7 protein-coding genes are annotated in these 14,788 nt (G+C 74.3%); 6 read left to right on the forward strand and 1 reads right to left on the reverse strand.

Annotated features, from left to right (window positions below; all coding sequences use genetic code 11):
• The first annotated feature begins 116 nt into the window (after positions 1-116).
• The 4 genes from EDC50_RS03440 (at position 117) to gyrA (ending at position 6,029) form a co-directional block, all read left to right on the forward strand.
• Positions 117-875 carry a DUF3011 domain-containing protein gene (locus tag EDC50_RS03440; protein ID WP_123769050.1) on the forward strand — a complete coding sequence of 253 codons (759 nt, stop codon included), beginning with the start codon at positions 117-119 and terminating at the stop codon, positions 873-875.
• Positions 876-921: 46 nt separating this feature from the next.
• Positions 922-1,671: a DUF3011 domain-containing protein gene (locus EDC50_RS03445; protein ID WP_123769051.1), complete on the forward strand. Its 750-nt coding sequence runs from the start codon at positions 922-924 to the stop codon at positions 1,669-1,671.
• Positions 1,672-1,810: 139 nt separating this feature from the next.
• A complete protein-coding gene (gene mtnA / locus EDC50_RS03450) occupies positions 1,811-2,866 on the forward strand; it encodes an S-methyl-5-thioribose-1-phosphate isomerase (protein ID WP_123769052.1) in 1,056 nt (351 codons plus the stop codon).
• Between the two features lie 523 nt (positions 2,867-3,389).
• Positions 3,390-6,029 carry a DNA gyrase subunit A gene (gene gyrA, locus EDC50_RS03455; RefSeq protein WP_123769053.1) on the forward strand — a complete coding sequence of 880 codons (2,640 nt, stop codon included), beginning with the start codon at positions 3,390-3,392 and terminating at the stop codon, positions 6,027-6,029.
• A gap of 139 nt (positions 6,030-6,168) precedes the next feature.
• On the opposite strand, the gene EDC50_RS03460 is transcribed toward gyrA, so the two are convergent.
• Positions 6,169-7,131, reverse strand: a complete 963-nt coding sequence (locus EDC50_RS03460; protein ID WP_199742072.1) for a glycosyltransferase family 9 protein — start codon at positions 7,129-7,131, stop codon at positions 6,169-6,171.
• Positions 7,132-7,233: 102 nt separating this feature from the next.
• Here EDC50_RS03460 and EDC50_RS03465 point away from each other — a divergent pair, with 102 nt between their 5' ends.
• Both EDC50_RS03465 and pbpC read left to right on the forward strand, forming a co-directional pair.
• Positions 7,234-12,195, forward strand: coding sequence for an alpha-2-macroglobulin family protein (locus EDC50_RS03465; RefSeq protein ID WP_123769054.1), 4,962 nt, complete (start codon positions 7,234-7,236; stop codon positions 12,193-12,195).
• 158 nt (positions 12,196-12,353) lie between these two features.
• Positions 12,354-14,765, forward strand: a complete 2,412-nt coding sequence (pbpC, locus tag EDC50_RS03470; protein WP_425477893.1) for a penicillin-binding protein 1C — start codon at positions 12,354-12,356, stop codon at positions 14,763-14,765.
• Positions 14,766-14,788 lie beyond the last annotated feature (23 nt).

Consider the following 14,788-nt stretch of genomic DNA (forward strand, 5'->3'; position numbering starts at 1 on the left):
GCGGCCGGCCGCCGGGCGGCAACCCGTGAACGCTTCAGCGGATCGTGAGCGGCGCCTTGATCCGCAATCGTCCCGAAAAGGCTAGAGTGGCGGCGGAGGAGAGGGAAAACGAGGCGATGGGCAGTTACGCGTCGATCCATGCGGCGATCGCGGTCCTGGCCGCCCTGCTGGCGCAGCCGGCGCGGGCGGACGAGCGCTTCTACGGCGACAAGGTCCTGCGCTGCGAATCCAAGGACCGGCAGCCGCGCCTGTGCGCGGCCGACGTGCGCGGCGGGGTGCGGCTGTTGCGCACGCTGTCCCGCACCGAATGCGTCGAAGGCAAGAGCTGGGGCGTGCACGATTCCGGCGTCTGGGTGAACGCCGGCTGCCGGGCCGAGTTCGTGGTCGGCTACGGCGGCAGCGTCGGCGCCGCCACCGGCGCGCGGGTCCTGCGCTGCGAGTCGCGCGGCAGCCGCTGGCAGCACTGCCCGGCGGACGTCAGCGGCGGGATCGAGCTGGTCCGCCAGCTGTCGAAGAACGCCTGCATCCGCGGCCAGAGCTGGGGCGCGGACACGCGCGGCGTCTGGGTGTCCGGCGGCTGCCGCGCCGAGTTCCGGATGATGGCGGCGTTGCCGCCGCCCGGCACCCGGGCGCGCATCGTGCGCTGCGATTCGGTCGGCAAGCTGCCGCGCCACTGCCCGGTGGACGTGTCCGGCGAGGTGCGGCTGTTCCGGCAGCATTCCCGGGCGGCCTGCGTGCAAGGGCGCAGCTGGGGCTACGACCGCGACGGCATCTGGGTCGAGGACGGCTGCCGCGCCGAGTTCGAGGTGCGCGGGCCGGTCCCGCCGCTGGCTGAACCGCGATCGGCGGCCGGGGCCGAAGTCGGCCGGGGTTAAGCCGCGGCGGCCGAGAGTGCGTCCGTCGTCGAACGGAACTCCGCGCATGCACGCACCGCTCGTTTCCGGCCTGGCCCTGTCCGCGCTGCTGCTCGCCGCGCCGGCCTCGGCGCAGTACCCGGGCGGGCGCGCCGACGTCGTGCGCTGCGATTCCAACGACGGCCGCTACCGCGAATGCGCGGCCGACACCCGCCTGGGCGTGCGCCTGTTGCGCCAGTACTCCAAGGCCTCCTGCATCGAGGGCCGCAGCTGGGGCGTGCGCCGCGGCGCGGTCTGGGTCGACGACGGGTGCCGCGCCGAATTCCAGCTCGGCCGCGGCTGGGGCGGAGGCGGGCCCGACAGCGGCTACGGCGGCGACGTCGGCCGGACCGTGCGCTGCGATTCCAACGACGGCCGCTACCGGCAATGCCCGATCGGCCGCGGCCGCGCGGTCCTGGTGCGGCAGCATTCCAGGTCGCCGTGCATCGAGGGGCGCAGTTGGGGCCAGCGCGGCGGCGACGTCTGGGTGTCGAACGGCTGCCGCGCCGAATTCGCCAGCCGCGGCGGCTGGGGCGGCTATCCGGGCCACGGCGGGCGGCCCGACGGCGATTGGCGCCCCGGCTGGGGCGAGCCGCGGACCCTGTACTGCGGTTCCGACGATCGCCGCCATCGCCGTTGCGACGTCGGCATACGCCGCGATGCGCGCCTGATCCGGCAGATGTCGAAATCGCCGTGCGTCGAAGGCCGCAGCTGGGGCTGGGACCGCGCCGGCCTCTGGGTCGACGAGGGCTGCCGCGGCGAGTTCGAGGTGTATTGAGGCCCTGGGCGGCCTGCTCCCGCTTGCGGGGGAGGGAAAGGCGCGCAGCGGCCGGGTCGAGACGCTGCGCGGCGCTTTCCTGCCGGAGCGGGCGCACCCGCGACGACGGGCCTCGCGCGCGACCGGCTAAACTGCCGCGATGAGCACGCCGATCGATTTCGACCGCTACGACCGCATCCGTCCGATCCGCTGGACCGGCGACACCCTGGAACTGCTGGACCAGCGCAAGCTGCCGTTCGTGGTCGAGTACGTGCGCTGCACCGACAGCGACGCGGTCGCCGATGCGATCCACACCCTGACCGTGCGCGGCGCGCCGGCGATCGGCATCGCCGCCGCCTGGGGCGTGGTGCTGGCCGCGCGCCGGATCGAGGCCGGCGACGGCCGCGAGGCCGCGCAGCAGCTGGAACCGGCGATGCAGCGCCTCAACGCCGCGCGCCCGACCGCGGTCAACCTGGCCTGGGCGCTGGCGCGCATGCACGCGGCGCTGCACGCCGCCGGCGGCGACTGGCGCGCGGTGCTGGAACGCGAGGCGCAGGCGATCGCCGACGAGGACCTGGCGGCGAACCGGCGCATGGGCGCGCTCGGCGCGGCGCTGATCGAGCCCGGCAGCGGCGTGCTGACCCACTGCAACACCGGGTCCCTGGCCACCGCCGGTTTCGGCACCGCGCTCGGGGTGATCCGCGCCGGCGTCGCCGAAGGCCGCATCGGCCGGGTCTACGCCGGCGAGACCCGGCCGTGGCTGCAGGGCGCGCGCCTGACCGTGTGGGAGCTGCAGCAGGACGGCATCGCCCCGACCCTGATCGCCGACGCCGCGGCCGCGCACCTGATGAAGACCGGCGCGGTGCAGTGGGTGGTGGTCGGCGCCGACCGCATCTGCGCCAACGGCGACACCGCCAACAAGATCGGCACCTACCAGCTGGCGATCGCCGCGCGCCACCACGGCGCGCGCTTCATGGTGGTGGCGCCGTCCTCGACCGTGGACATGGCTACGCCCTCCGGGGACGCGATCCACATCGAGGAGCGCGACCCGGCCGAGCTGTTCGGCGTCGGCGGCGTGCGCACCGCGGCCGAGGAGATCGCGGCGTGGAACCCGGTGTTCGACGTGACTCCGCACGAGCTGATCGACGCCATCGTGACCGAGCGCGGCGTGATCGAGCGCCCGGACGCGGGCAAGATGCGCGCCGCGTTCGGCTGACGCCTTCGCGTTCGTCGATCCGCCGTGGTGCGGCGGCTGGCCGGACCGAGCCGCGCCACCGCGAGGATGCCCCGTCGCCGTCCCCGCGCAGGCGGGGCCCAATGCCTCTGCCGCGCGCGGCAAGACACCCGAGGCACGGGACGACGCGGCAACGGCAGGACGCGGTCCGCTTCGGCTTGGACGAGGGCGGCCGCGCTCGCCGGCGCAAGGCGTCGCGGCTCGCCAGTCCGGCCGTTCCGCCTGCCCCGGATCGGCATCCGACGCCCGCGAGGAAGGCGATGCGCCGGCCCGGCGGGTTCTTCCGGGCGCAGGCCGAAGGGGCGCCCCCGCGGCTCGGCGAACCCGCCGCAAGTGATTGTTTCTGGCCGAGATTCGCCGTGCCGGAAGGGCGCTTTCGTGCTATCATTTCATGTCTCCTCGACGCCGCTTCCGGCGGGCCGCGGCACGGGCCCGCAAGCCGGGGCTTTGCGGCCTCGAGGCCCCGCGGCCGCGGCCGCGGGTCCACCCAACCAACGGAAACCCGATGGCCGAACTCGCAAGGGAAATCATCCCGGTCAATCTCGAAGACGAGATGCGCCGCAGCTACCTCGACTACGCGATGAGCGTGATCGTGGGGCGCGCGCTCCCGGACGTCCGCGACGGTCTCAAGCCGGTGCATCGCCGCGTGCTCTACGCGATGAACGAGCTCGGCGCCCACAGCAACAAGCCCTACTACAAGTCGGCGCGTATCGTCGGCGACGTGATCGGTAAGTACCACCCGCACGGCGACAGCGCGGTGTACGACACCCTGGTGCGCATGGCGCAGCCGTTCTCGCTGCGCTACCTGCTGGTCGACGGCCAGGGCAACTTCGGCTCGATCGACGGCGACAACGCCGCGGCGATGCGCTACACCGAGGCGCGCATGTCGCGGCTCAGCCACGAGCTGCTGGCCGACATCGACAAGGACACGGTCGACTTCCAGCCCAACTACGACGAGAAGGAGCTCGAGCCCACGGTCATGCCGACGCGGGTGCCGAACCTGCTGGTCAACGGTTCGGCCGGCATCGCGGTCGGCATGGCGACCAACATCCCGCCGCACAACCTGTCGGAAGTGGTCGACGCGACCATCGCCCTGATCGACCAGCCCGAGATCGACGTCGACGGGCTGATGCAGCACATCCCCGGCCCGGACTTCCCGACCGCGGGCATCATCAACGGCACCGCCGGCATCGTCGCCGCCTACCGCACCGGCCGCGGCCGCGTGCGCATGCGCGCGCGTGCGCAGATCGAGACCGCCGACAACGGCCGCGAGGCGATCGTCGTCACCGAGATCCCGTACCAGGTCAACAAGGCGCGGCTGATCGAGAAGATCGCCGAGCTGGTCAAGGAGAAGAAGCTCGAGGGCATCAGCGAGCTGCGCGACGAGTCCGACAAGGACGGCATGCGCATCTACATCGAGGTCAAGCGCGGCGAATCGGCCGAAGTCGTGCTGAACAACCTCTACTCGCAGACGCCGATGGAGTCGGTGTTCGGCATCAACATGGTCGCGCTGGTCGACGGCCGGCCGCAGCTGCTGAACCTCAAGCAGATCCTCGAGGCCTTCGTCCGCCACCGCCGCGAGGTGGTCACCCGCCGGACCATCTTCGAGCTGCGCAAGGCGCGCGCGCGCGCCCATATCCTGGAAGGCCTGACGGTCGCGCTCGCCAACATCGACGAGATGATCGAGCTGATCAAGACCTCGGCCAACCCGAACGAGGCCCGCGAGCGCATGCTCGCGCGCACCTGGGAGCCGGGCATGGTCGGCGCGCTGCTGGCCGCGGCCGGCGCCGAGGCCTCGCGGCCGGAGGACCTGCCCCAGGGCGTGGGCCTGCTCGAGGGGCGCTACCAGCTGACCGAGACCCAGGCCAAGGAAATCCTGGAGATGCGCCTGCACCGCCTGACCGGCCTGGAGCAGGAAAAGCTGACCGACGAGTACAAGCAGCTGCTGGAGACCATCCGCGGCCTGATCCGGATCCTGGAGGATCCGGACGTGCTCAAGGAGGTCATCCGCACCGAGCTGCGCAACCTCAAGGAAGAGTTCGGCGACGCCCGCCGCAGCGAGATCCGGCAGAGCGAGGAGGACCTCGACATCCTCGACCTGATCGCGCCGGAGGACGTGGTGGTGACCCTGTCGCACGCCGGCTATGCCAAGCGCCAGCCGGTCAGCGCCTACCGCGCGCAGAAGCGCGGCGGCCGCGGCCGCAACGCGGCGGCGACCAAGGACGAGGACTTCATCGACCGGCTGTGGCTGGTCAACACCCACGACACGCTGCTGACCTTCACCAGCGCCGGCCGGGTGTTCTGGCTGCCGGTGCACGTGTTGCCGGAGGCCGGGCCGAACGCGCGCGGCCGCCCGATCGTCAACTGGATCGCGCTGGAGGAAGGCGAGAAGGTGCAGGCGGTGCTGCCGGTGCGCGAATACCGCGAGGACCGCTACGTGTTCTTCGCCACCCGCAACGGCACGGTGAAGAAGACGCCGCTGACCGAGTTCGCGTTCCGCCTGCAGCGCGGCAAGATCGCGATCAACCTCGACGAGGGCGACGCCCTGGTCGACGTGGCGCTGACCGACGGCGAGCGCGACATCATGCTGTTCGCCAGCAACGGCAAGGCGGTGCGCTTCTCCGAGAGCGAGGTGCGGCCGATGGGCCGCAGCGCCACCGGCGTGCGCGGCATCCGCCTGGCCGAGGGCGACGGCGAGGGCGACGGCGCCCTGGCGTGCGGCGCCAAGGTCGTCAGCCTGATCGTGGTCGAGGGCGAGGGCGACATCCTCACCGCCAGCGAGCGCGGCTACGGCAAGCGCACGCCGGTGGAAGAGTACCCGCGCAAGGGCCGCGGCACCCAGGGCGTGATCGCGCTGAAGACGACGGAGCGCAACGGCTGCCTGGTCGGCGCGGTGCAGCTGTCGGACCATCACGACGTGCTGCTGATCTCCGACGGCGGCACCCTGGTGCGCACGCGCGCGGCGGAGATCTCGCAGGTGGGCCGCAACACCCAGGGCGTGACCTTGATGCGCCTGGCCGAGGGCGAGAGCCTGCAGAGCATCGAGCGGGTCGACGCCTCGTTCGACGAGGACGGCGACGCCGACGAGGCGGGCGCCGTCGAGGCGGCCGCGACCGACGGCGGGGGCGCCGCGCCGGTGCACTGAGCGGCCGCGCGCCGGCCCGCCGCAAGACGCCGCCTTCGGGCGGCGTCTTGCTTTGCGCGGCCCGGGCGCGCGCGACCGCGGCTTCGCCGCAACCCGCCCTGCGACTTGCGCCGCGCCGCGGCCGCCATGCGGCTGCGCGCTAGGCGCGCGCCGGCAAGCCCATCCGCTCCGCCCGCGCCAGCACTTCGTCGACGCCGAGCGCCTGCAGGTCCGCGGCCTCGATCGCGTCGAACCCGGGCAGCAGGATGCCGGTGCGCTGCGCGCGCGTATGCGGGCCGAACAAGGCCAGGCCCGGGCGGCCGAGCGCGGCGGCGAGATGGGTCGGGCCGGTGTCGTTGCCGATCACGAACGCGGCCCGGTCCAGCACGCCGGCGAGGCGGAACCAGTCGAGCGGCTCGCCGTGCGGGCCGAGCAGCGTGCGGCAGGGCAGCGTGCGCGCCAGTTCCAGTTCGTCGGGCCCGGGCGCGACCACGGCCTCGATGCCGCGCGCGGCGAGCCGCCGCGCCAGTTCGGCGTAGTGCGGCCAGCGCTTGTGCGGGTGCCGCGCCGCACTGCCGGGGATCAGCGCCACGTAGCCGGGCGCGACGCCCGCGGTGGCGAGCAGCGCGGACACGTCCCCGGCCATCCACCGCACCTGCGGCGTGGCGGCATGCGCGGCCGGTACGCCGGCGCGCGCCAACAGCTCCGCATAGGCGAGGCGGTCCGGCGTCGGCCCGTCGCCCGGATTGTCGTTGCGGCTCCAGGGCACGCCGGGCCGCGCCAGCATCAGCCGGTACAGCCGGGTGCGGTCGCTGCCCTGCAGGTCGTACACGCGGTCGAAGCGTTGCGCGCGCAGGCGCCGCAGCAGGCCCAGGCTGCGGCGGGGATCGAGCAGCGGCGCGCGCGGGTCCTCGATGGTCGCGTCCACGTACGGGCAGCGCCGCATCAATGGCGCGTACTGCGGCGCGACCAGCAGGCTGAGGTGCGCGCCGGCGTGGTGCTCGCGGATGTCGCGCAGCGCGCCGCTGGCCTGGACCAGGTCGCCGAACGCGCCGTGGCGGATCACCAGCACGCGCATCGCGTTCGCGGCCGCGGACGGGGGCGTGGGCGGTTCGATCGGCATGCGCGCGGCCGGCGGAAAGAGAGCGATTGTAGCGGCGCCATGGGCCACGGTCGGCGAGCGGCGCTCGCCTATACTGCCGGCACACTCAGGGAGGGCGGGACGATGCGCGGGTCCGGGGCGAAGGGAAGCGTGCGCGCGGCGGGACGGCGGTGGACGCGGGCGGCGGCGCTCGCGGCGGTCGCGCTCCTGCTCGCGGCCGGGTGCGGCCGCGACCGCGACGGCGAGCTGCCGGCGCTCAGCGGCGAGGCGATCCGCGCGCAGCGCCAAGCCGTGCAAGGCTTCGCCCTGGTGTCCGCCTATCCGGACCAGCGCGACGGCGAGCCGCTGGCGATCGCGCTGGAATTCAGCCGGCCGCTGGTCGGCACCCAGAATTTCGACGCACTGGTCGCCGTGGCCGATGCCAAGGGCGCGCCGGTGCAGGGCAGCTGGGTGCTGAGCGACGACGCCCGCATCCTGCGCTTCCCGCACGTCGAGCCGGCCAGGGACTACGTGGTCACGATCAAGGCGGGGGTGACCGCGGCGGCGGGCGACCGCCTCGGCCGCGAGCTGCGCCAGCCGGTGCACACCGGTCCGCTCGCGCCGGCGGTCGGCTTCGCCTCGCAGGGCAGCGTGCTGCCGGCGCGCGAGAGCCGCGGGCTGCCCGTGGTGTCGGTCAACGTGCCCGAGGTCGACGTCGAGTTCCTGCGGGTCAAGGACAAGGAACTGCCGAAGTTCTTCGCCGAGTTCCAGCGCGGCGGCCGCCGCGGCAGCTGGGAGCTCGAGGCCGACTACGACGGCAAGACCCCGCTGTCGCGCCTGGCCGAGTCGGTGTACGCCAACCGCTTCGTGCTCGGCGGCAAGCCCAACGAGCGGGTCGTCACCTACCTGCCGCTGCAGGACATCGCGGAACTGCGCCAGCCCGGCCTGTACTTCGCGGTGATGAAGCGCGCCGGCCAGTTCCAGGACCGCTTCGAGACCGCGTTCTTCACCGTCAGCGACCTCGGCCTGCACGCGCGCGCCTACAAGGACGCGCTGTTCGTGCACGTGGCCTCGCTGCAGAGCGGCGCCGCGGTCGGCGGCGTCGAGCTGAAGGTGCTCGACGCCCGGGGCGAGGCGGTGCTGAAGGGCGAGACCGACGGCAACGGCAACGCCCTGCTGCGCTACCGGCTCGACGCCGGCCACGTGCTGATCGCCGCGCGCGGCGGCGACGTGTCGATGCTGCCGTTCAACCAGCCGGCGCTGGACCTGTCGGAATTCGCGGTGAGCGGCCGCGAGCAGGCCTGGTTCGACGTGTTCGCCTGGTCCGGGCGCGACCTCTACCGGCCCGGCGAGACGATCCGGCTGTCGGCGCTGCTGCGCGACCAGGACGGCCGCCCGATCGAGAGCAAGGGCAAGGCGCCGCAGTCGCTGTTCCTGCGCTACGTGCAGCCGGACGGCAAGACCTTCCTGGAGACCCGCCTGCAGCCGAACGCGCAAGGCTACGCCAGCCACAGCCAGGCGATCCCCGCCGACGCGGCGACCGGCCGCTGGCGGGTCGAATTCCGCACCGACCCGGGCAGCAAGGACGCGGTGCAGGGCATGGCGTTGCGGGTCGAGGAATTCCTGCCGGAGCGGCTCAAGCTCGATCTCGGCGCGCAGCCGGTGCTGCGCCCGGGCGAGCCGATCCGGCTGAGCGTCGACGGCGCCTACCTGTACGGCGCGCCGGCCGCGGGCAACCGCTTCACGGCGAAGCTCGCGGTGAGGGTCGAGCAGCACCCGCTGGACCAGCTGCCGGGCTGGTTCTTCGGCGACCCGACCGTGGAACTGCCGAAGGAGCCCCGCGACGTGGTCGACGCCAGGCTCGACGCCCAGGGCCGGCTGCGCCAGGACGTTCCGCTGCCGGCCGAGGTCAAGCCGACCGGCACCGTCGCGGCGGTGCTCACCGGCAGCGTCTACGAAAGCGGCGGGCGCAGCGTCGACCGCAGCCTCGAGCGGGTGTTGTGGCCGGCCGACACGCTGGTCGGCGTGCGCCCGCTGTTCGACGACGCCGACGGCGCGCCCGCCAACGGCAACGCCGGCTTCGAGATCGGCCGCTTCGGCGGCGACGGCAGGCCGCGGGCGGGCAAGGGCCTGCGCGTGACCCTGGTGCGCGAGCACCGCGACTATCACTGGAACTACGACGAGGACGGCGGCTGGGACTACGACTTCACCCGCCGCTTCCAGGACGTGGAGACGCGCGTGGTCGACGTCGCCGGCGCCGCCGCCCGGGTCGACTTCCCGGTCGAATGGGGCGACTACCGCCTCGACGTGTACGACCCCGCGACCCGGCTCACCACGCGCTACCCGTTCGTCGCCGGCTGGAGCTGGAACGACGACAACCGCGGGCTCGACGCGCGCCCGGACAAGGTGAAGCTGGCGCTGGACAAGACCGGCTACCGCGCCGGCGACACGCTCCGGGTCACGCTGACGCCGCCGCACCCCGGCAAGGGCCTGCTGATGGTCGAGAGCGACCGCATGCTCTACGTGCGGGGCATCGACGCGAAGGCGGGCAGCAGCTTCGAGATCCCGGTCACCGAGGACTGGGAGCGGCACGACGTCTACGTCACCGCGCTGGTGTTCCGCGGCGGCAGCGCGCCGAGCAAGATCACCCCGGCGCGCGCCGTCGGCGTCGCCCACGTGCCGATGGACCGGCGCGAGCGCAAGGTCGCGGTCGGCCTGTCGCTGCCGCAGCGCATGCAGCCCGAGCGCGCCCTGCCGGTCACCGTGAGCGCGCCGCAGCTGGCCGGGCAGGAGGCCTACGTCGCCGTGTCCGCGGTGGACGTGGGCATCCTCAACATCACCCGCTTCCCGGTGCCGGACGCGGCTGCGCACTTCTTCGCCCAGCGCCGCCTGGGCGTGGACGCGTACGACGTCTACGGCCGGGTGATCGAGAGCTTCGACGGCGGCATCGCCAGGCTGCGCTTCGGCGGTGACATGGCGCTGCAGGCACTGCCGCAGGCGCGCAGGCCGACGGCGAAGGTGCAGACCGTGGACCTGTTCTCCGGGCCGGTGAAGCTCGACGCCAAGGGCAATGCGCGGGTGAGCCTCGCCGTGCCGGACTTCAACGGCACCCTGCGCGTGTCGGCGCTGGTCTGGTCCGGCGGCCGCTACGGCAGCCGCGACCGCGAGACCGTGGTGCGCGCGCCGGTGCTGGCCGAGGCCAGCCTGCCGCGCGTGCTGGCGCCGGGCGACCGCAGCAGCCTCACCCTCGACCTGCAGAACTTCACCGGCCGCGCGGGCGCATTCCGGGTGCAGGTGAGCGGCGAGGGGCCGCTGGCGGTGGGCGAAGGCGCGCGCCGCGCCGAGCTCGCCGGCGAGGCCAAGACCACCTTCACCTTCCCGCTGCAGGCCAGGGAGGGCTACGGCACCGCGCGGCTGCGGGTGCGCGTGGAGGGCAACGGCCACAAGGTCGACCGCCGCTACGAGCTGGCGGTGCGCCCGGGCTGGCCGTCGGTGCTGCGCGCGCGCAGCCAGGCCCTGGACACCCTGGCGGCGGTGCGGCTGGGCGCCGATTTCGCCGACGGGCTGATGCCCGAATCGGTGAGCGCGCGGATGACGGTGAGCGCGCTGCCGCCGATTCCGTTCGCCAGCGCGCTGCAGGGCGCGCTCGAGTACCCGTACGGCTGCGCCGAGCAGACCGCCAGCAAGGGCTTCGCCGCGCTGGAACTGGACGAGGCCACCGCGCGCATGCTCGGCGTGCGCGGCCTCGACGCCGAGGCCCGGCGCAAGCGCATGGAAGGCGCGTTCGGGCGGCTCGCGGCGATGCAGATCGGCTCCGGCCACTTCTCGATGTGGGGCAGCGGCGACTACGTCAACCCGATCGTCACCGCCTACGCCGCCGAATTCCTGCTCGACGCGCGCGAGGCCGGTTTCGCCGTGCCCGAGACGATGCTGCAGAAGGCGTTGAAGGTGCTGAGCGAGGACCTGCTTTCGGGCGGTCCGCCGTTCTTCGGCTACGACCGCCGCGAGCACCTCCGGTTCGCCTACCAGGCCCATGCCGGCTACGTGCTGGCGCGGCTCAACCGCGCGCCGCTCGGCACCCTGCGCGCGCTGTACGACAACGAGCGCAAGCGCAGCCTGACCGGGCTGCCGCTGGTGCACCTGGGCCTGGCGCTGTGGCGGCAGGGCGACAAGGCGCGCGGCGCCAAGGCCATCGCCGAAGGTTTCGCGCGCGGCCCGGACGACCGGCCCGAGTACCTGGCCGACTACGGCAGCCGCCTGCGCGACGACGCGCTGATGATCGCGTTGACCCACGAGCACGGCCTGGCCCGGCCCGAGTACGACGCGCGCGCCGTCGCGCTGGGGCGCGAGCTCGACGCGCGCCGCGGCCGCGGCTGGCTGTGGCTGAGCACCCAGGAGCAGGTCGCGCTGGCGCGGCTGGGCAAGGCGCTGATGGCCGACCAGCGCAAGCAGGTGTCCGGCCGCTGGACGGTCGGCGAAGCGGGTACGGACGCCGCCCCGGCCAAGCTGGTCGCGCGCCTGTTCGACCACGCCGCGCTGAGCCGGGGCGTGGCGTTCGCGCCGCAGGGCGAGCCGCCGCTCTACGCCAGCCTGGAGGTCGCCGGCGTGCCGCGCCGCGCGCCGGCGCCGGACGCCTCGGCGATCGAGGTCAAGCGCCGGTACTTCACCCCGGACGGGCAGCCCTGGGAGGGCGGCACGCTGGAGGAGGGCGAGGCGCTGATCGTGCAGGTCGGTATCACCGCCCGCCGCGCGATGCCGGACGCGCTGCTGACCGACCTGCTGCCGGCCGGCCTGGAGATCGAGAACTTCAATCTCGGCGACGGCAAGCAGTGGGCCGGCGTGGTCATCGACGGCATCGAACTGAGCGACCGCGGGAACGCGGCGCAGGTGCGCCACGAGGAGTTCCGCGACGACCGCTACGTCGCCGCGCTCAAGCTCGACGCCGGCGACACCGCGCGCGTGTTCTACCTGGTGCGCGCGGTGACGCCGGGCACCTACACCGTGCCGCCGCCGCTGGTCGAGGACATGTACCGCCCCGAACTGCGCGGCGTCGGCCAGGCGACGCCGGCGACGCTGACCGTGGCCCAGCCCGGCATGCAGAAATAGGCGCGCCGCCCGCCTGTTCCTTCCCGGCGCGGAGGCCGGGGAGGGCGGCTCGCGCGCCGGTCCGCGCCGCGGTCGCGCGCGCCGTCCGATTCGCGGCGCGCGGCATTCCGTCCCATGGTTTTCGTGCTCCCGCAACCTGCTTGACCTCGCAACAGGCCATCGAAGGCGCAAGACCACCCGGCCGGCTTCGGCGCGGCGCGCCCGGGCGTTCGCGTGCGCGCCGGCGACGCCGCGGGCTGCAGGCCGCGCTCGCCGCGCTGCTGCTCGCCGTCGCCGCGATGCTGCTGGACCTGGCCTTCCCGCTGCCGCTGCCGCGCGCCGACGGCGGCGGTGCGGTGGTGGTCGCGGCCGACGGCACGCCGCTGCGCGCGTTCCCGGACCGCGACGGCGTCTGGCGCTACCCGGCCGCCCCGGACACGGTTTCGCCGCTGTACCTGCAGGCGTTGCTGAATTACGAGGACCGCCGGTTCTGGACGCATCCGGGGGTCGATCCGCTCGCCCTGCTGCGCGCCGGCGCGCAATGGCTGCGCCACGGCCGCGTCGTTTCCGGCGGCTCGACCCTGACCATGCAGGTGGCGCGCATCCTCGACCCGCCCGCGCGCGGCCGCTCGCGCACGCCGTGGGGCAAGCTCAAGCAGCTGCTGCGCGCGCTGCAGCTGGAAGCGCACCTGTCCAAGCGCGAGATCCTGGCGCTGTACCTGCAGCGCGCGCCGTTCGGCGGCACCCTCGAGGGCGTGGAGGCGGCGAGCTGGGCCTATCTTGGCAAGCCCGCCGCGCGCCTGTCGCACGCCGAAGCGGCGCTGCTGGCGGTGCTGCCGCAGGCGCCGAGCCGGCTGCGTCCCGACCGCGCGCCGGACCGCGCCCGCGCCGCCCGCGACAAGGTGCTGGCGCGGATGGCGGCGCTGGGCGTGTGGCCGGCGGCCGCGGTCGCGGACGCGCGCATCGAGCCGGTGGTCGCGCGCGCGCTGCAGCCGCCGCAGCGCGCGCCGTTGCTGGCGCAGCGGCTGCGTTTCGAGCGCCCGCGCGCGGCGCGCATCGCGACCACGCTCGATCCGGAACTGCAGCGCACCCTGGAAGAGCGCGTCGCGGCGTACTTCTCGGACCTGCCGGAGCGCACCTCCGCGGCGGTGCTGGTGGTCGACAACGCCAGCCTGGAGGCGCGCGCCTACGTCGGTTCGGTCGCGTTCGCCGATGCGGCGCGGCTCGGCCACGTCGACATGGTCCAGGCCGCGCGCTCGCCGGGCTCGACCCTGAAGCCGTTCCTGTACGGCCTGGCGCTGGACGACGGCCTGATCCATTCGGAGAGCCTGCTGGTGGACGCGCCGCAATCGTTCGGCGACTACCGGCCGGGCAACTTCGACGCCGCGTTCAACGGCCCGGTGGGCGCGGCGGAGGCCTTGCGCCTGTCGCTCAACGTGCCGGCGGTGGACCTGCTCGACCGCGTCGGGCCGTCGCGCTTCGCCGCGCGCCTGGCCCACGCGGGCGTGCGCCTGCAGTGGCCGCGCGGGGCCGAGCCGAACCTGGCGATGATCCTCGGCGGCACCGGCGCGCGCCTGGAGGACCTGGTCGGCGCCTACGCGGCGCTGAACCGCGGCGGCCTCGCCGGGCGGGTGCGCTACACGCCGGACGCGCCGCGGCTCGAACGGCGCCTGCTGTCGCCGGGCGCGGCGTGGATCGTGCGCGAGATCCTCGAAGCCCATCCGCGCCCGGGCAGCGTCGCGGGCGCCTTCGACCCCGGCCTGCGCCCGCGCGTGGCCTGGAAGACCGGCACCAGCTACGGCTTCCGCGACGCCTGGGCGCTCGGCGGCACCCGCCGCTATACCGTCGGCGTCTGGGTCGGCCGCCCCGACGGCACGCCGCTGCCGGGGCAGTACGGCGCGGTGACCGCGTTGCCGCTGCTGTTCGAGACCATCGACAGCCTGCCGCGCGGGCGCGGCGACGGCGCGCCGAGCCCACCGCCGGCGGAGGTGGAGCGGGCGGAGATCTGCTGGCCGCTGGGCTTGCCGCCCGAGGCGGACGCACCAGCGCTGTGCCAGCGGCGCCGCGAGGCCTGGGCGCTGCGCGGCGTGCTGCCGCCGACGCTGCCCGAGCGCGGCGCACGGCTGTGGAGCCCCGGCGTGGAGCGCTTCGAGGTCGACGCGCGCAGCGGCCTGCGCCTGTCCGCGGATTGCCGCCTGCCGCATGCGCGGCGCGAGGCGCGTATCGCGCGCTGGCCGGCGCTGGCCTCGCCCTGGCTCCCGGCCGAGCTGCGCCGCGCCTCGCGCCTGCCGCCGCTGGCGCCGGACTGCGCCGACGACGGCCGCGACGCCGGCGAGGAACTGCGCATCGAAGGCCTGCAGCGCAACGCCAGCTTGGCGCGCGTCCCGGGCAGCGCGCAGCCGCCGCGGCTGACCCTGCGCGCGCTCGGCGGCCGCGCGCGCGTGCGCTGGCTGCTCGACGGCCGGCTGATCGGCGAATCCGACGGCGAAGGGCGTTTCGAACACGAGTTCGCCGAACCCGGCGAACACGTGCTCACCGCGCTGGCCGACAGCGGCGCCTGGAGCGGCGTGTCGTTCCGGGTACTGCGGTAGGGAGGGTTCCGGGCCGCTTCATT

The organism is Vulcaniibacterium tengchongense (assembly GCF_003814555.1).
In the GTDB taxonomy this organism is placed as follows: Bacteria; Pseudomonadota; Gammaproteobacteria; order Xanthomonadales; family Xanthomonadaceae; genus Vulcaniibacterium; species Vulcaniibacterium tengchongense.

Bases quoted from the DNA above. Each gene is read 5' to 3' on its own strand.
- EDC50_RS03440 (WP_123769050.1), top strand. From the start codon at position 117: ATGGGCAGTTACGCGTCGATCCATGCGGCGATCGCGGTCCTGGCCGCC.
- EDC50_RS03445 (WP_123769051.1), top strand. From the start codon at position 922: ATGCACGCACCGCTCGTTTCCGGCCTGGCCCTGTCCGCGCTGCTGCTC.
- mtnA (WP_123769052.1), top strand. From the start codon at position 1,811: ATGAGCACGCCGATCGATTTCGACCGCTACGACCGCATCCGTCCGATC.
- gyrA (WP_123769053.1), top strand. From the start codon at position 3,390: ATGGCCGAACTCGCAAGGGAAATCATCCCGGTCAATCTCGAAGACGAG.
- EDC50_RS03460 (WP_199742072.1), bottom strand. From the start codon at position 7,131: ATGCCGATCGAACCGCCCACGCCCCCGTCCGCGGCCGCGAACGCGATG.
- EDC50_RS03465 (WP_123769054.1), top strand. From the start codon at position 7,234: ATGCGCGGGTCCGGGGCGAAGGGAAGCGTGCGCGCGGCGGGACGGCGG.